Annotated in this window: 20 protein-coding genes; 10 read left to right on the forward strand and 10 right to left on the reverse strand. The window is 64.8% G+C overall.

Annotated features, from left to right (window positions below; genetic code table 11):
- Positions 1-39: 39 nt before the first annotated feature.
- The 3 genes from AOT87_RS25225 to AOT87_RS25235 are packed head-to-tail and all read right to left on the reverse strand — an operon-like array spanning position 40 to position 3,324.
- Entirely contained in the window at positions 40-1,215 is a 1,176-nt protein-coding gene (locus tag AOT87_RS25225) for an ATP-binding protein (protein WP_030097354.1), read from the reverse strand.
- Positions 1,216-1,224: 9 nt separating this feature from the next.
- Entirely contained in the window at positions 1,225-2,424 is a 1,200-nt protein-coding gene (locus AOT87_RS25230) for an AI-2E family transporter (protein WP_057967246.1), read from the reverse strand.
- 21 nt (positions 2,425-2,445) lie between these two features.
- Positions 2,446-3,324, reverse strand: coding sequence for an alpha/beta hydrolase (locus AOT87_RS25235; protein ID WP_057967271.1), 879 nt, complete (start codon positions 3,322-3,324; stop codon positions 2,446-2,448).
- Positions 3,325-3,466: 142 nt separating this feature from the next.
- Here AOT87_RS25235 and AOT87_RS25240 point away from each other — a divergent pair, with 142 nt between their 5' ends.
- The 5 genes from AOT87_RS25240 (at position 3,467) to AOT87_RS29540 (ending at position 7,436) form a co-directional block, all read left to right on the forward strand.
- Positions 3,467-4,990 carry an adenylate/guanylate cyclase domain-containing protein gene (locus AOT87_RS25240; protein ID WP_081343246.1) on the forward strand — a complete coding sequence of 508 codons (1,524 nt, stop codon included), beginning with the start codon at positions 3,467-3,469 and terminating at the stop codon, positions 4,988-4,990.
- Positions 4,991-5,017: 27 nt separating this feature from the next.
- Entirely contained in the window at positions 5,018-6,226 is a 1,209-nt protein-coding gene (locus AOT87_RS25245) for a YbhN family protein (RefSeq protein WP_057965505.1), read from the forward strand.
- A gap of 55 nt (positions 6,227-6,281) precedes the next feature.
- A complete protein-coding gene (locus AOT87_RS25250) occupies positions 6,282-6,821 on the forward strand; it encodes a YceI family protein (protein ID WP_057967247.1) in 540 nt (179 codons plus the stop codon).
- A 30-nt stretch (positions 6,822-6,851) separates the two neighbouring features.
- A complete protein-coding gene (locus tag AOT87_RS25255; protein ID WP_057967248.1) occupies positions 6,852-7,244 on the forward strand; it encodes a DUF3054 domain-containing protein in 393 nt (130 codons plus the stop codon).
- 66 nt (positions 7,245-7,310) lie between these two features.
- A complete protein-coding gene (locus AOT87_RS29540; RefSeq protein WP_256364535.1) occupies positions 7,311-7,436 on the forward strand; it encodes a hypothetical protein in 126 nt (41 codons plus the stop codon).
- An 84-nt stretch (positions 7,437-7,520) separates the two neighbouring features.
- Here the strand turns inward: AOT87_RS29540 and AOT87_RS25260 are convergent, their stop codons facing one another.
- Positions 7,521-8,267, reverse strand: a complete 747-nt coding sequence (locus AOT87_RS25260) for a hemophore-related protein (RefSeq protein WP_030097361.1) — start codon at positions 8,265-8,267, stop codon at positions 7,521-7,523.
- A 353-nt stretch (positions 8,268-8,620) separates the two neighbouring features.
- Here AOT87_RS25260 and AOT87_RS25265 point away from each other — a divergent pair, with 353 nt between their 5' ends.
- The 3 genes from AOT87_RS25265 (at position 8,621) to AOT87_RS25275 (ending at position 12,475) form a co-directional block, all read left to right on the forward strand.
- The gene (locus AOT87_RS25265; protein ID WP_057967249.1) at positions 8,621-11,395 is read left to right on the forward strand and encodes an MMPL family transporter; all 2,775 of its coding nucleotides are present in this window, start codon (positions 8,621-8,623) and stop codon (positions 11,393-11,395) included.
- Complete coding sequence (locus AOT87_RS25270; RefSeq protein WP_057967250.1) at positions 11,392-11,922, forward strand: helix-turn-helix transcriptional regulator; 531 nt, start codon at positions 11,392-11,394, stop codon at positions 11,920-11,922. Before AOT87_RS25265 ends, AOT87_RS25270 begins: the two co-directional genes overlap by 4 nt.
- A gap of 109 nt (positions 11,923-12,031) precedes the next feature.
- Complete coding sequence (locus AOT87_RS25275; RefSeq protein ID WP_030097364.1) at positions 12,032-12,475, forward strand: CD225/dispanin family protein; 444 nt, start codon at positions 12,032-12,034, stop codon at positions 12,473-12,475.
- Here AOT87_RS25275 and AOT87_RS25280 read toward each other — a convergent pair whose 3' ends face one another.
- The gene (locus AOT87_RS25280; RefSeq protein ID WP_057967251.1) at positions 12,476-13,711 is read right to left on the reverse strand and encodes a GNAT family N-acetyltransferase; all 1,236 of its coding nucleotides are present in this window, start codon (positions 13,709-13,711) and stop codon (positions 12,476-12,478) included.
- Between the two features lie 79 nt (positions 13,712-13,790).
- Between AOT87_RS25280 and AOT87_RS25285 the strand changes: the two genes are divergently transcribed.
- Entirely contained in the window at positions 13,791-14,210 is a 420-nt protein-coding gene (locus AOT87_RS25285; RefSeq protein WP_057967252.1) for a CoA-binding protein, read from the forward strand.
- On the opposite strand, the gene AOT87_RS25290 is transcribed toward AOT87_RS25285, so the two are convergent.
- Both AOT87_RS25290 and AOT87_RS25295 read right to left on the reverse strand, forming a co-directional pair.
- A complete protein-coding gene (locus AOT87_RS25290; RefSeq protein ID WP_057967253.1) occupies positions 14,207-14,920 on the reverse strand; it encodes a hypothetical protein in 714 nt (237 codons plus the stop codon). The two genes, AOT87_RS25285 and AOT87_RS25290, sit on opposite strands and share 4 nt — an antisense overlap.
- Positions 14,917-15,396 carry a hypothetical protein gene (locus AOT87_RS25295; protein ID WP_057967273.1) on the reverse strand — a complete coding sequence of 160 codons (480 nt, stop codon included), beginning with the start codon at positions 15,394-15,396 and terminating at the stop codon, positions 14,917-14,919. Before AOT87_RS25295 ends, AOT87_RS25290 begins: the two co-directional genes overlap by 4 nt.
- Before the next feature lie 126 nt (positions 15,397-15,522).
- On the opposite strand from AOT87_RS25295, the gene AOT87_RS25300 reads away from it, so the two are divergent.
- A complete protein-coding gene (locus tag AOT87_RS25300; RefSeq protein ID WP_057967254.1) occupies positions 15,523-17,505 on the forward strand; it encodes a M13 family metallopeptidase in 1,983 nt (660 codons plus the stop codon).
- A gap of 60 nt (positions 17,506-17,565) precedes the next feature.
- Here AOT87_RS25300 and AOT87_RS25305 read toward each other — a convergent pair whose 3' ends face one another.
- The 3 genes from AOT87_RS25305 to AOT87_RS25315 all read right to left on the reverse strand — a co-directional run bounded on the left by AOT87_RS25305 (position 17,566) and on the right by AOT87_RS25315 (position 21,910).
- Positions 17,566-18,570, reverse strand: a complete 1,005-nt coding sequence (locus AOT87_RS25305) for a L,D-transpeptidase family protein (RefSeq protein ID WP_057967255.1) — start codon at positions 18,568-18,570, stop codon at positions 17,566-17,568.
- A 224-nt stretch (positions 18,571-18,794) separates the two neighbouring features.
- The gene (locus tag AOT87_RS25310; protein WP_057967256.1) at positions 18,795-19,955 is read right to left on the reverse strand and encodes an acyl-CoA dehydrogenase family protein; all 1,161 of its coding nucleotides are present in this window, start codon (positions 19,953-19,955) and stop codon (positions 18,795-18,797) included.
- The gene (locus tag AOT87_RS25315; RefSeq protein WP_057967257.1) at positions 19,952-21,910 is read right to left on the reverse strand and encodes a biotin carboxylase N-terminal domain-containing protein; all 1,959 of its coding nucleotides are present in this window, start codon (positions 21,908-21,910) and stop codon (positions 19,952-19,954) included. The genes AOT87_RS25310 and AOT87_RS25315 overlap by 4 nt, the downstream gene beginning before the upstream one ends.
- Positions 21,911-21,961 lie beyond the last annotated feature (51 nt).

Below are 21,961 nucleotides of genomic sequence, written 5' to 3' on the forward strand. Positions count from 1 at the left end.
CCGAAATCTGCTCACTGTCAATGCTTTCCGGATTTTCGGTCACAACCCCACCTCCTGCGACTTGGGCACCGTGATCTCCCATTCGGTGCCTGCGCCCGGCGCTGTCTCCAGCAGGACAGCCCCGCCCAGATCGGCTACCCGGCCCAGAATCGATCGGGACACCCCCATCCGTCCCTCACGTTCTGCCTGATCCAGCCTGCCTGCGGCGATACCACTGCCGTCGTCGCGCACCGTCACGACCACCGAATCGTCGAGATCTTCGATAAGCACGTAGGCGTGTGCCTGCGGCCCGGCATGCAAGGCCACATTGGACAGCGCGCTACGCACCACGGCCGCCAGCTCGCTGGCCATGTGCTGACCGATGAGCACCGGAGAGCCCGGCGCCGAGACCGAGACCGCGGTACTGGCCTGTGTGCGCAACAGTGGACGCAGATCGACCAATTCGTCGTCGGCCAACATCGTCTGGGTAGCCCCCGAGATCAGCTCCCGGAGGGCCACTTCCTGCTCGCCCGCGATGGCCGCCAGTTCGGCTGTCGGGCCACCGATCTCGGTGCCCCGTCGCTTCACATAGGACAGCACCTGGAGCACCCCGTCGTGTACCTGCCGCGCGAGCCGCTCGCGTTCGATGGCCGCTGCGGCCGCACGCTCCGCGCGCCGCAGCTCATGGAAGGTGCGCTTCGCGGTGGTCGATGCGGCACCAATCGCGAGCCCCACCACCACCAAGGCCGGCATGGTGGAATCGAGCCACAACGCGCTCACGGGCAGCCCGCGCGCAGCGATGCTGATGGCGGCCAGGACGAACCCCGAGATGACGCCGGCGAGCTGTCCGCGCAGCAGACCCATGGACACCACCGCATTGGCCACCCATAGCGTAGTCGGCAGCGTCTGATGTCCGCTGTACCACTGCACATCGACTACCAGCCGGCCGGCAAGCATCAGCGCGATGACTATCACCTGATCGCACAGCACCAGCTGCCAGCGCCGGAGCCAGTTGCGCGACAGTGCGACTGCCGCGAATCCGGTCCATATCGCCATGCCTGCGTACAGTGCCCAGCTCAGTGCTTGCCGGTCGTAATGGGTGTAGGAGGTCAGCTGTGAGGCCAGCAGCGCGTACCCGAAACTTGCCAATCGGAACACCTGCGCGGCACGCCACAGCGATGCCGTCGGATCGTTACCGCTCACCCAGCGTGGGACGGTTCCGTGTCCGGATGCCATAACGGTCCGTCAGTCCTTGGGCGGAGCCGGGCCCAATTCCGGCACACCGTTGCTTGGACCGGCGCCGACTGCGGGTGGGCCACCGTCGGGCACCATCTCTGGATCGAGGATCTCCGCTTCCTCTTCTCCTTCAACCAGATACGGATCGGCGGAGCCCTCGGGTTCGATGAGTGCCCGGATCGCGGTGTTGAGCACCGCAACGGTCGGCACCGCCAGAAGTGCGCCGATGATTCCGCCCAGCACGCCGCCCGCAGCGATGGACAGCACCACCGCCAGCGCGTGGATCTGCACCGCATGGCCCATGATGAGTGGTTGCAGCACATGGCCTTCCACCTGCATCACCACGATCACGATGACCAAGATCATCAACGCGGTAAAGGCTCCCTTGGTGATAAGTGCGATGAATACCGCCACAAACCCGGAGATCGCCGCACCGATGATGGGGACGAAAGCACCCAGAAACACCAGCGAGGCCAACGGAAGCGCCAGCGGCACACTGAAAGCCGCGAGGCCCACGCCGATACCGATGGCATCGACCAGTGCCACCGCGACCGTGGCGCGCACGTAGCCGATCAGCGAACCAAAGCCGAGGACGCCGGCGCGACGCACCCGCGGCCGCACCGCGGTCGGGAAGATTCGGGTGACGAACTCCCAGATCTCCTTGCCGCCGTACAGGAAGAAGATGGTGGTGAACAAGGTCAACACCGCACCGGTGATGATCTCGGTGACCGTGGTCGCCGTCGCCAGCGCCCCGCTGGTGACCCTCCCTTGGTTGTCCTTGATGGCGTTGACCAGAGCATCGCCGGCCTTGCCGATCTGGTCCTCACTGACGTGGAACCGACTGTGGATCGCCCAGTTCTTCAGCGACTCGATGCTGTTGGTCAGCTGCGTCGACAGGTCCGGCAGACCCTTGATGAACTGGTCCACCACGAAAGTCAGGATCCCGCCGACCGCCGCGGTACCGGTCAGCATGACCACGACGACCGCCAGCGAACGCGGAACCTTATGCCGCTGAAGGTAGTTGACCGTGGGAACCAGCAGTGCCGAACCCATCAGGGCGAGCAGCAGCGGGATGGTGATCGTTTTGAGATGCCAGAACAACCACAACGAGGTGAGCCCGAAGGCAAGCAGCACCAGCAGGCGCCAAGCCCATGCCGCCCCCTTGCGCACATACGGATGAACCGACTCGGCTGCGTCAGCGTGCGTCATGCGGCGAGCCTAGCTCAGCAACTATCCCTTCGGCGCAGGCTCGGCAAGTACCTCGGTCAGCCACTTCACGACGAGCTCGGGCTGCTCATCGACGATGAAGTGACCACAGTTGGGCACCTCGGTGATGTTCAGATCGTCGGCGTGGTCTTTGAAGCCCTCGAGCAGCGACGGGTGCACGGCGACATCGTCGAGCCCGAACAGCACCCGCACCGGCATCGCGAGTTTCTGATCGTCGTATGGGCCGCGCGCCAACCTGGCGAATTCCTTGCCGACCATCGACCGGTAGATCTTGGATCCGGCCACCCGGCGGTCGCGGTCACGGAAACAGCCACGGAAGAAGTCCACCGAATCCTTGGGCATGCCGCTACGGCGGATGAACCACCACAGGGTCGGCGACAGGTGCGATAGCGGTCCGACGACGGGGGCTCCCACCACGAGCTGGTAGGCCAGCTTGTGGGCATGCCTGGCGACACGGCCCGGCTCCTGCCACACCGGTGGAATGTTGAGGATGGCCAGCCGCTTGATCCGCGACGGCGCCTTCAGGGCCACCAGCTGCGCCGTCCAACCACCCCAGTCATGTCCGACCAGGTCGAAGGATTCGAGCCCCAGCGCGTCGGCTGCGGCCAGCACATCGGAGGCGAACTGCTCCTTCTCGTAGCCCGCCGGAGCGACCTCGCTCCACCCGGCGCCACGAAGATCGACGGCGTGCACGCGGTACCCGGCATCGGCCAGGGACGGAATCACCTTGTGCCACATCCACCAGTTCTCGGGCCAGCCGTGCAACAACACGACCGGTCGTCCATCCTGCGGTCCGGCTACGGCGACGTGGATCTTCACGTCCCCGGCTTGCACATATTCGTGGGTCACGCCCTCGAGGACGGGCATGCTGCGCTGCGTCATGAACCGCACCCTACCGCGCAGTAGGTTCCGTGGCGCGAGCGCGGCCTCCACATACGCATCCGTAAGACCTGCAAGAACTGGCATGCTTCGTCATAGCGGGCGAATAAGAGTACAAGTGAAGTAGACCGATCGGAATACCTAGGTGATGGAACGGCTGCGCGAATGGTTTCGGGCCATGCATGTGCTGGGCCCCCGCTGGACGGTGTTCGTGGCATCGATGGTCGGCATCAATGCCGCCACCCTGCTGTTGCTGTTCTACTTTTTGCGCCATTGGATGCCGTTCAAACGGCCGGCCGACGACTGGGTCTTCGAGAACGGTCCCCCACTGTTCTGGCTGCTGTTCGGAGTCATGATCGTCACCAGCGTGGGCTGGGCACTGCACATGGAACACCGGCTCGCCCGCTGGTACTGCCGAGGCGGGCCGCCCACCGCGCTGGAGTTACGCACTGCGTTGACCGCCCCCCTTCAGCAGTCGCTACTGCACCTCGGTGGTTGGGCCATCGGCGCGGGAGTGTTCATCGCGGTGGGCGCCATGCACGACTCCAAGTGGACTCTGGCCACCATCATCGGGTGTGTGCAATCGGCGACGGCCAGCTTCGGCCTCACCTACCTACTCGGTGAGCGCATCCTGCGCCCCATCGCGGCCAAAGCGTTGAGCGCGAGCGAATTTCACGGACGATTCGCCCCCTCTGTATTCGTCCGAGTCCGCCTGAGCTGGTGGATCGGCACACTGGCGCCGGCCATCGGAATCATCGCGCTGTGCGGCATGGCCCTCTGGAATCCCGAGGACTTGACCTCCACGCGCGACCTTGCCCTGACCGTCCTGCTCATCGTCTCGACCACCCTGGTCGGCAGTTACGGGCTCGCCCTGCTTACCGCCGGACAGCTGGCCGACCCGGTGCGCCAGCTGCGCACCGCCATCAGTGATGTGGCGCAGGGCGACTTCGAGGCGCGCGTCGACGTCTACGACGGCAGCGAGCTGGGCGTCTTGCAGGCCGGGTTCAACAGGATGATGCAGGTGGGTGAGGAACGTCGTCAGCTGCGTGAACTATTCGGTAAGCACGTGGGTGCCGACGTGGCCAGCCAAGCCTTGCAGCTCGGCACCAACCTCGGCGGCGAGAACCGTTATGTCGCAGTGTTCTTCGTCGACATGATCGGGTCGACGTCGATGGCTTCCGACCGCGACCCCGAAGAAGTGCTCACCATCCTCAACGACTTCTTCCGCATCGTGGTGGAAGTGGTCGACAGCCGCGGCGGCTTCGTCAACAAGTTCGTCGGCGACGAAGCGCTCTCGGTCTTCGGCGCCCCGTTGCACCGCCCCGATGCCACTACCGCCTGCCTGGCGGCGGCCCGAGAACTGCGCGACCGGCTCAACGAGGACTTCCCCCATCCCTTCGAGTTCGCCATCGGGGTATCGGCAGGGCTGGCGGTCGCCGGGAACGTCGGTGCGCCGGAACGCTATGAGTACTCGGTGATCGGCGACCCGGTGAACGAGGCATCTCGCCTTACTGAGCTGGCCAAACACCGGCCCAGCCGCCTACTCGCCTCCACAAATGCGCTCTATTTCGCCGACCCCGACGAACAAAAACACTGGGATCACGGCGACTCTGTGCTGCTCCGGGGCCGCACCAGGGCGACACACCTAGCGTGGCCTGCGGGAACCTGAAAGAAGTGGCCAGTCCGCGCCGTTACTGTGGTGCCCGTGCCCGATGACCGTGACCCACTCGACGGCGGCTGTACGCCGCCCGAAGGAAGCGGTCCGGCTTCATGCCCGGACGATCCCGAAGCGGATACCGCACCCCAACCCGTCATCAAGCAGCGGGGAAAGTACTGGTGGATCCGCTGGGCGGTCCTCGTGGTCCTCGCCATCGTGCTCGCGGTGGAAATCGGATTCGTCTCCGATCAGCTGGCATCGGCCTGGCGCAGCCTCAAGACCGCCAACCCGTGGTGGGTGCTGGCGGCAGCGTTCGCGGCGATGGCCTCGATGCACAGCTTCGCGCAGATCCAGCGCACGCTGCTGCGTTCGGCGGGCGTGAAGATACGTCAATGGCGCTCTGAGGCCGCGTTCTACGCCGGCAACGCGTTGAGCACCACATTGCCCGGCGGACCCGTACTCTCGGCCACCTTTATCTATCGGCAGCAGCGACTCTGGGGCGCGACCCCGGTCGTGGCGTCCTGGCAGTTGGTGATGTCCGGGGTGCTACAGGCGGTGGGTTTGGCGATCCTGGGATTGGGCGGGGCATTCCTGTTGGGTGCCAAAACCAACCCGTTCTCGCTGATCTTCAGCATCGGCGGACTATTGGCCATCTTGCTCCTCGCGCAGGCGGTCGCATCGCGACCGGAGATGCTCGACGGCATCGGGGTGCGAGTCCTTCGCTGGGTCAACGATGTTCGCGGTAAGCCGCCGATGATGGGGGTGGCGCGCTGGCGCGAGATCCTCAAGCAGATGGAAGCGGTGACGCTGACCCGGCGGGCCCTCGGCGAGGCGTTCGGCTGGTCGCTGTTCAACTGGATCGCCGACGTGGCGTGCCTGGCCTTCGCGGCCTACGCCGTGGGCAGCCGCCCCTCCCTGGTCGGTGTCATGGTTGCCTATGCCGCGGCACGTGCCGCCGGTTCGCTCCCACTCATGCCCGGTGGCCTCCTGGTGGTGGAGGCCTTCCTGGTTCCCGGTCTGGTGTCCTCCGGGATGACGCTGCCCGACGCGATCTCCGCCATGCTCATCTACCGCGCAGTCAGCTGGATTTTCATCTCCGCGATCGGCTGGGTCATCTTCTTCTTCCTCTTCCGCAACGAGAGCCAGATCGACCCCGACGCCACGCCGAGCCCATCCAAGGAGCCCGAACCCGCGCCTGACGCTCGTCCAGCCGACCCGCCAAAAAATTCTTCCGATCCCCCGAAATAAAGCGGACTGTGGTCCGGTTGGCATGAATGTCCTACCCCAACTTTGAGGAGCATTCATGACCACCACCACGCCAGTTCTCGCCCCTGGAACCTGGACCATCGACTCGGTTCACTCAGACATCACCTTCTCCGTACGCCACCTGGGCGTTTCGAAGGTTCGCGGCTCGTTTACCGACTTCAGCGGTGACATCACCGTCGCCGAGGACGGCACTCCCTCGGTATCGGCCACCATCAACGTGGCCTCTGTCGACACCCGCAACGACCAGCGCGACGGCCACCTGCGTTCGGCCGACTTCTTCGACACCGACAACCACCCCACCGCCACCTACCGCTCCACCTCGGTGCGTGCCGACGGTGACGACTACATCGTCGATGGTGAACTGACCCTGCACGGCGTCACCCAGCCGGTCTCGCTGAACCTGTCCCTGGAGGGCGTCGGCCCCGGAGCGCAGGGTGGCGCTGTCGCCGGCTTCGAAGCCAGCACCGAGATCAACCGCGGCGACTTCGGCGTCACCGGCGGTGCCGGGCTGGTCGGTGAAAAGGTCACGCTGACCTTCAACATCGAAGCCGGTCACCCGGAGGCACCCTCCAACTGATCGCCGCACGGCACCCGCTACGGTCGGGGAATGCCCAGCGTGCAACAGAATTCGTCACCCCAAGCGCCGGTGACATCCGTACTGCTCTCCCTGGTACTGGATGTCATCGGCGTCTTGGTCTTCTGCACCATCGGCCGGCGCAGCCACGCCGAAGGCATCACGCTGGTGGGTGTGTGGGAGACGGCGTGGCCGTTCTTGTCGGGCGCCGGAGCCGGTTGGCTGCTGAGCCGGGGTTGGTCGCGACCGACATCCGTCGCCCACACCGGCATCGCGGTGTGGGTCTGCACGGTGCTGTTCGGGATGATCTTGCGCCGCCTGAGCAACCAGGGCGTGGCGTTCAGCTTTGTCATCGTCGCCTCGCTGGTGACTGCCCTACTTCTGCTGGGATGGCGTGTCATCGCGAACCGCACGTCAAAAAGCTGAGACCTCGCCGTCAGGATCTCGTCAACGCGCTTGGATACACGGCCGGCGCACCCGCAAGCTGGCTGCATGGAAGGTTTCGCCGCCGTGCTGGTGCCCCTCGCCGGTTACGCCGCAGTACTGCTCTCTGTGCGGTACCTCAATCGTCATGACGATGTCGCCCCCGCGGCGGGCCCGGAAGCCTTGACTCGCTAGCCCCTCAAACACCGAGTGCGAGCCTCGCGCGGATATCTCCAGGAAAATCCGCGCGAGACTCGCACTCGAATGACGTATGCGCCCTTAGACGCGCGGACCGGGCGCGGGACCTGTGCCCACCGGGCCGGCCGGAGCCGGAGCGACAGCGGCCGGGGCCGGTCCGGGCGCGGGACCGGGGCCCTGCGGGAAGTTGGCAGCCGGTGCCTGGTTCTGAATCGCGGACTGCACTGCCGGGTTCTGCACGAGAGCCTGCGCGGCCGGGTTCTGCGCCACCTGCTGCGCCGCCGGGTTCTGCGACAGCGCGGTCAGCAGCGCGGGGTTGACGCCCATCGCGGCCGGGTTCAGTCCGCCACCGTTGACCACCTGGGCCAGGTCCAGCGGCAGACCGCACTTGGTGCGCAGGTCATTGAGCGGTGCGGCGATGCCACCGAGCGAACCGGCCACATCGGGCCGCGACACCAGATAACTCTGCGTCTTCGCGGCGATCTGATCCTGAGGGGCCGCCTTGATCTCGGTGAAAGCCGCATCGACGTCGGGATGCTGCTCCAGGTAGCCCGCGGCGTTCTGCACCACGTTGCCGACGGTCTTGGTCATCTTGCTGGCCTGGCATCCATCCGGCGTGGGTGTGGCAGGAGTCACCGTCGCCGCGGCAGGTGCGGCGGCGTTCGGGGCGGGTGCCGGTGCGACGGGGGCCGCCGGAGCCGGGGCGGGGGCCGGGGGGATTGGTTCGGCCGCGGCAATCGGTGCCAGGGCGCTCATCGCGAGCCCGCCAGCGAGAACACCTGCGCTCAGCAAGCCGTAGGCCGTGCGCCGCGAGGTTGTGGCTGACATGACATTCCTCCTACTTGGTTGGGGGATTACAGCCAACGTATCGAAATTCGGCGCCATTTCGAAACACGCACGCGCGTAGTGACCAGAGCGTTACCCACTCTTTATCGTCGGCCAGATTCTGAATTTCAAGATCCTATTTTCAGCTCAGTGCAACGTTGCCAGGGAGCGCGAAAAGCATGTCCAGCCACCACTGGTTTTTCGCCAAGGCAGGCTGTTAGTAAGCGTGTCATCGCAGGTTGCCGGGATATATATAGACAGGGGGCGAGGTTGGTCGCGTTGCTGTAGCATCACGACCACGCCACAGGAGACTGCGTGCGTCACACCGAACGACAGGAACCATCGTGCAGTCAGTCATGATGCGCACCAGCGACTACCTTCGCAGGTATAGGTGGTTGACGGTCGCTGTCTGGCTGATTCTTATTGCCTCCGCGGCGGGCCTGGTAGCCAGTCATGGAGAAAAGCTCACCGGTGGTGGTTTCGAGGTCGCCGGTTCGCAGTCGCTAAAGGTTCATGACGCGATGGAGACCGGGTTCCGTGATCACGGCGCCTCCCCGCTGGCGCTGGTCGCCGCGCCCCGGCCCGACGCGACCGTCGCCGATATGACTGCCGCCGTCGACTACCTCAAGCAGGTGGCGGCGCAGATCCCTCAGGTCTCGGTCGAGCCCATCCCCCCGCAGCTGACGCCGCAACCGGATCGCCCGTTCGTCGTCACCCTGCGGATCGGCTTCGATAACACCGGCGCGACAGACATTGCCAAGGACCTTCGCAAGAAGATAGGTGTGCACGGCGGTGAGCCCGGGCAGATCGCCGGTGGCCGCGTCTCCCTCTATGTCATCGGCCAAGGTGCGCTGGGCGCCGCGATGACCGAACAGATCGCCGGGGATATCAAGCAGGCCGAGAAGTGGAACATCCCGGTCATCCTGATCGTGCTGATCGCCGCGTTCGGCTCGCTGGCCGCGGCCTCCTTGCCCTTGCTCCTGGGCCTGTGCACGGTCGCGTTGAGCGTCGCGATCGTCCTCGCGCTGTCCAACATCACCACTATCTCGGTATTCGCCCTGCCGACGGTGACCATGATCGGCCTCGCCGTCGCGGTGGACTACTCCCTTTTCATCCTCATGCGATACCGCGAGGAGCTGAACTCGGGGAAGAACCGGCAGGAGGCGATCGCGGCGGCGATGGCCACCTCCGGGCTCACCGTCACATTCTCCGGCCTGACTGTGATCGCCGCCCTCGCCGGCATCTACTTGATCGGAACCCCCGCGTTGGCATCGATGGCCTCCGGCGCCATCATCGTCGTCGCGATCGCCGTTCTCAGCTCCACCACACTGATGCCCGCACTGCTCGCCATCTTCGGTAAGGCCGCAGCCAACCAGTCCCGATTCCTACGCCTCTCACCGCTACGCAAACATTCAATTCCATTCTGGCGCAAGTGGACCCAAGAGGTTATGCGCCGGCCCTGGCTATCCGCGCTGGGCGCTTCGATTTTCTTGCTCGCACTGGCCGCACCGAGTCTGCACATGCAGGTCTCCAATAGCATGTTGCGCCAATTCGATTCGTCCCATGAGATCCGACGGGGCATCGACGCTGCGGCCGTCGCAATGGGACCGGGCGCGCTCGGACCGGTACAGATACTGCTCACTTTCGACGGCAACGCGCAAGATCCTCAGCATGGGCAAGCCCTCGAGAACGCGAAGGAGACAATCGCGCAGGCCCCCAACATCGCGCGGGTCTCCGATCCGATCTTCTCCACGGGCGGGCATGACGCACTGATCTCGGCAGTACTGTCGGTGGACCCCGAGGCGAACGCCGCCCGCGACACCGTCAGCTGGCTGCGCGCAAATGTGCCCGATGCGCTCAAGAATTCGGGTGCCGATATCAGCGTCGGCGGGCCTACTGCGCTGCTGTTCGACTACGACAACAGGGTGGAACACGCATTGCTGGGAGTGTTCGCTTTCGTCTGTGTCCTGGCATTCGTCATGCTGCTGGCCACGCTGCGCTCGCCGGTGCTGGCGCTCAAGGGCGTGGTGATGACGGTGCTCTCCGTCGCCGCCGCTTACGGCAGCCTGGTGATTGTCTTCCAATGGGGATGGCTGGAATTCCTGGGCTTCCACAAGGCCAACATCGACAGCAGCATCCCGCCGTTAGCGCTCGCACTGACCTTCGGTCTCACCATGGATTACGAGATTTTCCTGCTGGCACGCGTGCGCGAGCGCTATCTGCGCACGGGTGATTGCGCCGACGCGGTTTCGTTTGGCGTACGGACGAGCGCGCGCACCATCACCAGCGCGGCGCTGATCATGATCGCGGTGTTCATCGGATTTGCCTTCGCCGGAATGCCGTTGGTCGCCCAGCTGGGCGTCGCGTGCGCCGTGGCCATCGCCGTCGATGCGACGGTGGTGCGCTTGGTGCTGGTACCGGCGCTGATGGCAATGTTCAACCAGCGCAACTGGTGGCTTCCGGGGTGGCTGGATCGGGTACTGCCCACCGTGGATTTCGAAACCCCGTGTGTCGACGAGCTTCCGGGCCCGCATACCGAGAGCGCCCTGCGACTTCAGGGATCCGGACTCGAGGAACCGCGCATCGACTACCACGCCATCGCTGTCTCGGCGGCCCGGCTCAAGCGGCTCGCCGATGGCGGCACCGTCGCCGCACCCGATGCCCAGTCGGTGCTCGTGGACCGCTGGCGTGACAACTTGACTGTGGCGCTGGAGGCACTGCAGGCCGGCAAAAACGGATCCGATGCCGACACTGTCGCCATGCCAGGTCCCCTCTCGCGAGTGACACCGGTCGAAATCACCCAGGTAAAGCTGCCGACGGGACAAAAGTGTGTCGTACCCACCGACGCTGAAGCACTGCGCATGCAAGGACTGTTGTTGATGCGCCGCAACGCCGAACGCGATTACACCGAGTTCGCCAGGCTCGCATCGCTGATGGAACCGCAAACTGCGGCAAAGGTCCTCGCCGGTCTCGATCAGCATTACTGTGTACAGTCCAATCAGAGGTGGGTTTCCAGTCAGCTGGTGCGACGGCTCGCTGACCCGAAGCCCGGCGACGGTGCAATGGAATGCCCCGCGGTACGCAGGCAGTGCCTGTCCGTGGCGGTTGCGATGTTGGAGGATGCGAGGTGACGGTCACGAGCGACGCTCCAGCCGTCTCCCCCGAAGTGCCCGATGAGCCTTCGGGTTCCGGCGACATCGGCTCCGGTTCCGCTCACGCCGAGCAGCCGGCGCGCAGCGACAAGCCGGTCACCCACTGGACCACCTCCGAGATACTCGACGCCCTGCAAAGTGGTGACCTTTCCGATTGGCAGGCGATAGTCCACGCGCTCAAGCGCGATCCCTTCGGACGAACCGCACGCCAGGTTGAGGAAGTCGTGGGCGCCGATGAGCTCTACGGCATTTCGACCGTGCTGCAAGAAGTCCTCACCCGGGCGCGCGACAACCTTGCCGAAGCCGAGCAACGAGAAGCAGCCAACGAGATCAACCTGCTGTTCGAGGCATCCGGTCTGCGCCAGGCCGAGTTTGCTTCCCGCATAGGTGTTTCAAGCGGCGAACTCTCCTCGTACCTGGCAGGCACAACCAGCCCCACGGTCGCGATGCTGGTGCGGATGCGCCGGGTAGCCCGGCGGTTCGGGCGCACCCGTCCCCGCAGATAGCCACCGGGCACATCGCGTTACATCCGGGTACCTGCGTAACCAATGTCAGTTCCCTGAGAGCTGTCCGATCGTTATGGCAGCCCGCCTGAAATCGGCCTAACCTCGTGCCATGACCGACGAGACGAAAACTGACGAACCTACCGGCGCCATTTCGACGCCCGCGCCCCCGCCCGCACCGACGGCCTCCGCGGGAGTTCCGAAGCCTCCCCCCACCAATGTCGGCTGGGCAGTGGCCTCCATTGTCTTCTTCTGGCCGTTGGCGTTCAGCGCATTTACCAATGCACTGAATGTCACCCAGTACTGGCTCACCGGCCAGTACGACCGCGCGCAGGAATCCTCGGATCGCGCCAAGCTCCTCGGCAAGATCGCCCTGCTGACCGGCCTGGTGCTGCTGTTCCTGTTCATCGCCTTCCGGATCGCATGCGCCATCTGGTGGCACACGCACGGTGGCGGCGGTGGCGGCTGGGGACACCACGGCGGCTGGCACCGCACCTGGGATGACGACGGATGGAACGGCCCGGGCCCGATGGGCCGTCCCGGTCGCGACAACTAGTTAGAAGTCATCGGGTGCACTAGGTGCGACGGGCCAGCCGAATGCAATCGCGGCCCGTTGCACCGCACCTGTTCGAAGTTCTCTGACCAAACCTGCCCTGGCCAGTGCCTGCAGGCTGACCCCACCCATGTAGACGGACCCGAGATCGCGCACGGTCAACGCGATATCGGCGTCCGCCGTGGTGATTTCGCAGCTGGCACCGGTCAGACTGCCGCGCAGACGGTAGCGTCCCGAATTCTCTGGCAGGAATTCGTCGGTGACCTCCAGCACCACGTCCACCTCGGTGGCGTAGCGCCGCTGCGACAGCGCCTTCGCAATATCGACCAATCGCACGTGGATCGCGTCGCTCACAGCGCATTCCAGTGCAGGGTGGTTCGCCACCAGGTAGCGCAGCTCCTCATGTACCGATGCGCCGTGATATTTGATCTTGCGCACCAGATCCATATCCAGCAGGTAGCGCCACGTCCGCGCGTAGGCGCGTGGGTTGGCACCCAGCACCTCTTGCACATGCAGCTCCGCGTCGGGGCCTGCGTCGCCCCACCCCGGTTTCGGCCGATAGATGGCGAATCCGCTGACTGTTCCATCGGATTCGTAGTGCAGGACGAAGCGGATCTTGCCGGACTCCTTCTGGCGTTCCTCGTTATCCAGCGTCCAGATCGCCCACCACTCGGGCGTACGGGACATTTGGCCGGGCAGTTCGGCGATGGCGCCGTCATACACAGCAGGGGCCGATGCCAGGAAGGTGGCGGCGTCGACTTCCTCCAGGGTGCCGTCGCCCAGATCCACATCCGGCCGGAAAGACAGCTCCTTGACCCGGCCAGACAATTCCGCGGCTTCCGTCGCGACTCCATAACCAAATCGGCCGTAGATCAACGCTTCCGAGGCGAACAGCATGGCGATGGCCTCACCGCGCGAGCGGACGTCCTCCAGTTGACGGCGCATCATCGCGGTCAACAGACCGCGACGCCGATGCGTTGGCGCCACCGTGACGGCGGTGATGGCGGCGACAGGTGCGACCGTTCCGCCCGGTAGCACCACGTGACGGCTGTATGCACCCGCCGTCGCCACCCACGTGCGCCCGTTGTGGAATCCGATCATGCGGTCCAGCTCGGTGAATTTGCGGCTGGCCGCTATCTCGTCCTGCTGGGGATCCTGCAAGAACACGGAGTACGCGAAGCTCACGTACGACTGGTAGTCGGCCTCGTCTTGAATGGTGCGTAGGGTCAGCTCAGACACATACCCATGTCTACCGTGCCATGCCAAGGCCTGTCACTTGAGTTTTCGGCGTGCCACGGGCCAGCAGGAAGGAACCGCGGTGTGGACTGCCCCCGATGACACGGCAATCGCCGAGATACTGCTCGAAACTAAGACCGTTGCCATCGTTGGCATTTCGGCCAATCCGGACCGGCCGAGTCACGGCGTCTACCGCTATCTGGCCACGCACAGTCCCTACCGAATCTTGTTGGTGAATCCGACGCTCTCCGAGCTCGACGGCCACACGGTCTACCCGAGCCTTGCGGCGCTGCCGGAGACACCCGACCTGGTCGATGTGTTCCGCCGCCGCGAGGAATTGGCGGGCATCACCCAGGAGGCCATCGACATCGGGGCACGCACACTCTGGTTCCAGCTCGATCTCGTCGACATCGACGCCGCGAACAAGGCCACCGATGCGGGGCTGCGGGTTGTCATGGACCGCTGTACCGAAATCGAATTCGCTCGTATCAGTTCGCGTTAGCCCCTGGGCGGCTGCGCCCCGATCCGGTCGATCGGTGCGATGTTGTCCACGAGCCAGCGGCCATCACGCTTGGCGAGGGTCATCCGCAGCGCCAGCACCGACTCTTCGGGTTGCGCTTTCGCGGCAACGCTCGTGCGTCGCACCAGGGTGGCGGTCACGGCGTCTTCGGGTCCCAGGGCTTCGATGCCAACCGAGATGATCTCACCCTGCTGCGAGATTCCCTTGGCCTTGAGCTCGGCAGTGGCCCTGTCGAAGTCACGTGTGAAGGACTGCCTCTGCCCTTCCGTCATATGCTCGGTGGCCTTGCCCACGTAGGAATCCGGGCTACCCGGGGCGAAATTCACCACCGCCCCGGCCACCGTCGCGACGACGTCGGTCACCGCCGCGCGGTCCGCGTTCCCCTCCCGGTCGGGAACCGTCCAATGCCGGTACCCCACGACCGCGACCGCCAACACCGAAATCGTGGTCAGTGCGACGATTCCGGTACGCAGCGCCGGCCCGTCATCGTCGGTGCCGACGGTCACCGAGTCACGTCGGGCCAGATAGGCGTTCACGGCCAGACCTTGAGCGATAAGCAGACACGATGCCGTACACACCACCACCCACCAGGTGGGCCAGCGCAGTATCACGCCGAGTTCGACAATCGCCAGCATCGTGACCAAAGGCGCCAGTAGGTCAAAGATAATGACCCGCACTGTATTACGGCTCATCGCAACAGCTCCAGACCAGTGACCAGCAACTGGTCCCCAACCTTGGACACCGCAAGCCGGAGGTGCCATTGATTGACCTTCGGGGCGGCATCGGCGTCACGCGTCACCGACGTGGCCACCACCATGACGCGATCCAACCGCTCCACGGAAGGCAGGCCGATATCCTCATCGGGAATTCTCGCGCCGACCCTGTCAATGGCCACCGCATCGATCTCTCCCGCCGCGTCGGCATCGACCGTTCGCGCGAGCTTCACGACGCCCGCGAGCATCTCCCCCAGATGATCACTCAACTGCCCAGCAGTGCCGTCCTGCAGCATCTGCACGCTGGAGTCGACATTGCTCTTCTCCATGTTGATCAGGGTGTTGACCCAGGTCACCGCGGTATCAAGCACGCGCGAGTCGTAGCGGTCACGGGCCGCTTGGCTGCGATGACCGGCAACGACGAAGACCGAAAGCACCAGAGCGACAACCGTGATCGCACCGAGAACGGCCGACAGCACGCCGTACCGGGAGAAGACGGGTCCGTCTGCGCTGCCTTGGCTGGTTGCCGGGGCCTCTTTGCTCACGGGCCTCACCCTAGCGACCCGTGCCACCATGGACGGGTGACGACAGAATCCGTGCTGCCAAAATCCGGTATCGACCTGAGCCACCGTGACGAATCCATCCGCCCGCAGGATGACCTGTTCGGCCACGTCAATGGGCGCTGGCTCGCCGAATACTCCATTCCGGCCGACCGTGCCGTCGACGGGGCGTTTCGAACTCTGTTCGACCGCGCCGAAGAGCAGGTGCGCGGGATCATCACGGAGGCCGCCGACTCGGGCGCACCCGAAGGTACCGAGGCGCAGAAGATCGGCGACCTGTTCGCGAGCTTCATGGACATCGAGACCGTGGCGGCTGTCGGCCTGGCACCGCTTCATCAGGAGCTGGACGGGATCACCTCGGCAGCCGATGTCACCGCACTGGCCGCCGTCATGGGCACGTTGCAGCGGGCCGGGGCCGGCAGCGGGGTGGGCTGCTACGTGGACACCGATGCCAAGGATTCCTCCCGCTATCTCCTGCACATCAGCCAGTCCGGTCTGGGCCTGCCCGATGAGTCCTACTACCGGGAGGAGCAGCATACGGCGACACGCGACGCGTATCGCGCCCATATCGCCGCCATGTTCGCGCTGGTGTACGGCGAGGGTGACAACACCGATACCGCCGGCCGGATCCTCGCGCTGGAGACCAAGATCGCCGCAGCGCACTGGGATGTGGTGAAGCGGCGCGACGCCGAGCTGAGCTACAACCTGGTGCGGTTCGCGGACCTGGAACACACCGCCCCCGGATTCGATTGGGACGGATGGATCTCCGGGCTGGGTGCCGCCACCGGCCAAGTCACCGAACTGGTGGTGCGACAGCCCGACTACCTGACCGCCTTCGCCGGCCTCTGGGCCTCGGAGCCGCTGAGTGATTGGAAGCAATGGGCAAGCTGGCGGCTCATCTGTGCCCGCGCGGCATACCTCACCGAACCGCTGGTGGCAGAGAACTTTGACTTCTACGGACGCACGTTGTCCGGCACCGAGCAGATTCGTGACCGCTGGAAGCGCGGCGTCGCGGTGGTCGAGTCATTACTCGGCGAGGCCGTGGGCCAGCTCTATGTCGAGCGCCATTTCCCGCCGAACGCCAAGGCGCGCATGGAGGTTCTCGTCGATAACCTGCGCGAGGCCTACCGGGTCAGCATCACCGACCTGGCGTGGATGACGCCGGAGACCCGCGAACGCGCCCTGCAGAAGCTCGACAAGTTCACCCCGAAGATCGGCTACCCCGCCACGTGGCGTGACTATTCGACCATCGCCATCCGGCGCGATGACTTGCTGGGGAATGTCCGGCGCGCGACAGCCGCCGAATGCGACCGTGGCCTGGCCAAGTTGGCCGGACCCGTCGATCGTGACGAGTGGTTCATGACCCCGCAGACCGTGAACGCCTACTACAACCCGGGCATGAACGAAATCGTCTTTCCCGCAGCGATTCTGCAGCCGCCCTTCTTCGATGCGGACGCCGATGACGCCGCCAACTACGGTGGCATCGGTGCCGTCATCGGCCACGAGATAGGCCATGGATTCGATGACCAGGGTTCCAAATACGACGGCGACGGCAACCTGGTCAACTGGTGGACCGATACCGACCGCGACGAATTCGGTGTGCGCACAACGGCGTTGATCAAGCAGTACGACGAGTTTGTGCCCCGCGAGCTCTCCGATCAACACGTGAACGGTGCGTTTACCGTCGGCGAGAACATCGGCGATCTGGGCGGTCTCTCGATCGCCCTACTGGCCTACGAGATCTCGCTGCGCGGCAAAACGGCTCCGGTCATCGACGGACTCACCGGAGCACAGCGGGTCTTCTTCGGCTGGGCGCAGGTATGGCGCACAAAGGCCCGCGAGGCTGAGGCCATTCGACGTCTGTCGGTGGACCCGCACTCCCCGCCTGAATTCCGCTGCAATGGCGTAGTGCGCAACATCGACGCGTTCTACGAAGCCTTCGAGCTGAGCGCCGAGGACGAGCTGTTCCTGGAAGCCGATCAGCGTGTACGCATCTGGAGCTGAGCTCCACCGACGAGAAAGCCCCCGGCCAGTGGCCGGGGGCTTTCTCGTGCGCTAGGAAATCTAGAAGCGCTGCCAGTCGTCGTAGCCGTCGTAGTCCTTGTACGGGCCACCGGGCGAGTTCTTCACGATCACCGGATCGCCAGGGTGGGACTGGTTGAAGTACCAGGTGGCGTTGTCGGTGCTCAGGTTGATGCAGCCATGGCTGGTATCGCTCCTGCCCTGCTGGCCGACCGACCACGGTGCGGCGTGGACGAAGATGCCGGAGTTGGACAACCGGGTGGCCCAGTAGACGTCAAGCTTGTAGCCCTCGGCCGAATTGACCGGCACCCCATACGTTGACGAGTCCATCACCATCTTCTGGAACTTCTCGCTGACGTAATAGGTGCCGTTCTTCGTCTCGTGCTTCTTGTCGTGCTTACCCATCGACATGGGCATGGTGCGTTCCACAACCCCGTTGCGGGTCACCGTCATCGTGAAGGTGGCATCGTCGACTGTCGACACGAAGGCGTCACCGACCTTGAAGCTCCACTTGGTTCCGCCGGCATTTACGTTCACATCGGTGTTCGCGGGCCAGAACTGGGTGGGCTTCCAGCGCAGCTGCTGATCGGTGTACCAGTAGAAATATCCCGGCGCGGGCTTGGACGTGGTGATCTTCACGGCGGCCTCGGCGGCCTTCTTGTCCGTCACCGGAGCCGCGAAGACAATCGTCACCGGCTGAGCCACACCAACAACATCGCCATTGTTGGGCGAGTTCTTCAACAGGCCCACCGGCAGCGGCGGCACATCGCCCGTCGGGGGCGCCCCGGGAGGTGGCGTGGTCGGCGCCGGAGCCGGCGGAACCTCCCCGGGAGGCGGCGCGTCAGGTGCGGGTGGCGGCGGCAGCTCCCACGGCAGCGGCGGGGGCGGCGGCAGCTCGAACGGCGGCGGCGGGGGCGGTTCTTGAATACCCGGATCGCCGGGGTCACCCGGCTCTGCGAAGGCAGGAACCACGCCAGCACCCAGCAGTCCTGCAACACAGATACCGCTGATGAGGGCGCGCCGGGACCAACGAGTTAAGACAAGCATGCTCACTCCTGTAGACGCGACACATCCAGTGTGTCATAGGGTTCGTCGCCACCAGGCAACACGATGTTTCACCGGCTCAAGAAAATACGTCTTGACCAGGCCTTATCGCCGTTGATTAGAAAAGGTCACATTCATAACCCCGTGGGGGTACCTGATGTGACTCAGCGCGCTGGGTGACCGCCGCGGAAGCCCAGCTCACCTAGCCAGCTAAGTACTCCGACAGGCTACCGGCTCAAAGCGCGGGCGATGAGCATCAGCTGTACCTCGCTCGTGCCCTCGCCGATCTCCAGGATCTTGCTGTCGCGATACTGACGAGCGACCGGTGACTCGTTCATGAACCCCGCTCCCCCGAAGATCTGGGTGGCATCCCGCGCGTTGTCCATCGCCGCCTCGCTGGCCACCAGCTTGGCAATCGAAGCCTCGGTCTTGAACGGCTTTCCGGCCAGCAGCAGGGCGGCAGCGTGGTAGTAGGCCAGCCGGGCCGTGTGCGCGCGCGCCTGCATCCGGGCGATCTTGAACGACACCGACTGATAGTCGATGATCGCGCTGCCGAAGGCCGGACGGCTGCTGGCGTACCGCAGGCTCTCGTCGACGCATCCCTGTGCGGCACCGGTTGCCAATGCCGCGATGGCGATTCGCCCCTCATCGAGGATCCGCAAGAATCCCGCGTAACCGCGGCCACGCTCACCCAGCAGATTCTCGTAGGGCACCCGCACATCGTCGAAGCTCAGCGGATGAGTGTCCGAGGCGTTCCAACCGACCTTGTCGTACCCGGGCTCGACGGTGAATCCCGGTGCACCTGAAGGTACGTGAATAACCGAGATCTCCGGCGATCCGTCCGCCGAACGTCCGGTCACTGCCGCAACACCCACCACCGCGGTGATATCGGTCCCGGAATTGGTGATGAATGCCTTGGAGCCGTTGATGACCCAGCTGCCGTCATCCTCGACGGCCCGGGTACGAATCGACCCGGGGATGTCGGTGCCGCCACCGGGTTCGGTCAAGCCGAAGGCGGCCAAGGATTTTCCGGAGGCTAGCGTCGGAAGCCAGCGCTGCTTCTGCTCCTCGTTCCCGAATCGGTAGATAGGCATGGCACCCAGGGAGACGGCAGCCTCGAGGGTGATGGCCACGCTCTGGTCCACCCGCGCCAGTTCTTCCAGCGTCAGGCACAGCGCGAAGTAGTCACCACCCATTCCGCCGTACTCCTCGGGGAAGGGCAGACCGAACAGCCCCATCTCACCCATCTGCGCCACCACCGCATAAGGAAAGGTCTTGGTGGCGTCATGATGGGCGGCCACCGGCGCGACCACCGAATTCGCAAATTCTTCAACGGTTTTACGTAGCGACTCGTACTCGTCGGGCAGTTCCGCGGTGCTGAATGTCATGCCTTCCCCTCCTCGGGGTTGATAACGGGGTGGATGGTGGCCAGAAGTTGATCGACGGCCACTTGGTCGCCGGCGGCCACCGCGACGGTCACGGTTCCGGCGATCGGGGCGCGCAGGGTGTGTTCCATCTTCATGGCCTCGACCACCACCACCGGGGCGTGGCGCTCGACAACGGCACCCGTGTTCACCGACACCACCCGCACGAGCCCGGGCATCGAGCTCCGGATCTCGCCGTCCTCGTCTTCACCGTCGTGGTGCCGCAACCGGGGTTCCGGCGCGATATCGGCGTGCCAGGTTCCTTCTTCGGTGGCGATCCACGCCGCACTGCCGGCCTGTGCGGCGTTCGCGCGGTACAGCTGGCCGGCGAATTCGACACTCACCTGCCCCGGGGCGCGATGCGCCCTGGCAGAAGTGCGCTCGCCGTCCCCGATGCTGACCTCGGCCACCGGGTCACCCCAGAGCTGGACCAGTTCGATGGTCTCTCCGATGCGCAGCCGGTACGAACGCGGCGCGTGTTCCCCAATACGCCACCCGGACTTGCTGTTCCACAATGTTCCGGATTCCGACTCGCCGTCCAGCAGGGCCGCCGCAGCCACCCATACCCAATGCGGAACGACGGGCGGACGATATTCGGACGCGATCTTGTCGAGCAGCGCCGTGTCGATGTCTCCGGATATCACGACGGGATTCGTGACCAGCGCGCGCAAGAAGTCGATATTGGTACCCACACCGAGTACCTGGGTGTGGGCAAGGGCCCGGTCGGCGTCGGCCAGTGCGGTGGCGCGGTCGTGCGCGTGCACAATGACCTTGGCCAGCATCGGGTCGAACCGCGAACCCACCACCGAACCAGTCGACAATGCCGTGTCCGTGCGCGCACTACTCGAAAAACACGCCAGCGCAACCGTTCCTCCGGTCGGAAGGAACTCACGGGCCGGGTCTTCGGCGTACACCCGCGCTTCTATCGCATGGCCGCTGAGCGAGATCTGTTCTTGCGTCAACGGGAGGCGTTCACCGGCCGCGACCAGGATCTGCCACTGCACCAGGTCGATCCCCGTCACCATCTCGGTGACCGGATGCTCCACCTGAAGCCGCGTGTTCATCTCCATGAAGTAGTAGGACTCGGGAGCATCGCTGTCCAAAATGAACTCGACGGTTCCGGCCCCGAAATATCCAACGCTGCGCGCGATCTGGCATGCGGTCTCGCCCATCGCAGCCCGCAGCTGCGCGGTCAACAGTGGGGAGGGCGCTTCTTCGATCACCTTCTGGTGCCGCCGCTGCAGACTGCACTCACGCTCGCCCAGGTGCACCACATTGCCGTGGGTATCACCGAAGACCTGAACCTCAATATGCCTGGGACGGGCCAGATAACGCTCGACGAGCAAGGTGTTGTCGCCGAAGATCGCGGTGGCCTCGCGCCGGGATGCGATCAGCGCATCGGGCATCTGCTTCAGATCGTGCACCACGCGCATGCCCTTGCCACCGCCGCCCGCGGACGGCTTGATGATCAGCGGGGTCCCGATTTCCTCGGCGGTGACAACCAGCTCTTCATCCGAGAGTGCACCGACGCTGCCCGGCACGACCGGCTCGCCGGCCGCGGCAACGGTGTCCTTGGCTCTGATCTTGTCGCCCATAGCGTCCATCGCTTCGGCGGGCGGCCCGACGAAGACGATGCCCGCCGACTGACACGCGCGAACAAAATCGGCGTTCTCCGAGACAAATCCGTATCCGGGATGGACAGCGTCGGCGCCGGCCTGTTTGGCGGCGCTGATGATCGCGTCGATGTCGAGGTAGCCCGCGGATTCCGCGCCGAGGTACACCGCGGTGTCGCAGGCACCGAGATGATCGGTGTCCCCGTCGGTGTAGACGGCGATCGATCGAATCCCCATGGTCCGCAACGTGGATGCGATGCGTACCGCGATCTCACCGCGGTTGGCGATAAGCACTGAACGAATCACTGGCCGCACCTTCTGTTTTTCGTGTAAACGGCTCCCGCAAGCGGGTGGGGG

It is taken from the genome of Mycobacteroides sp. H003, from assembly GCF_001440135.1.
GTDB classification, from domain to species: Bacteria; Actinomycetota; Actinomycetes; order Mycobacteriales; family Mycobacteriaceae; genus Mycobacterium; species Mycobacterium gwanakae.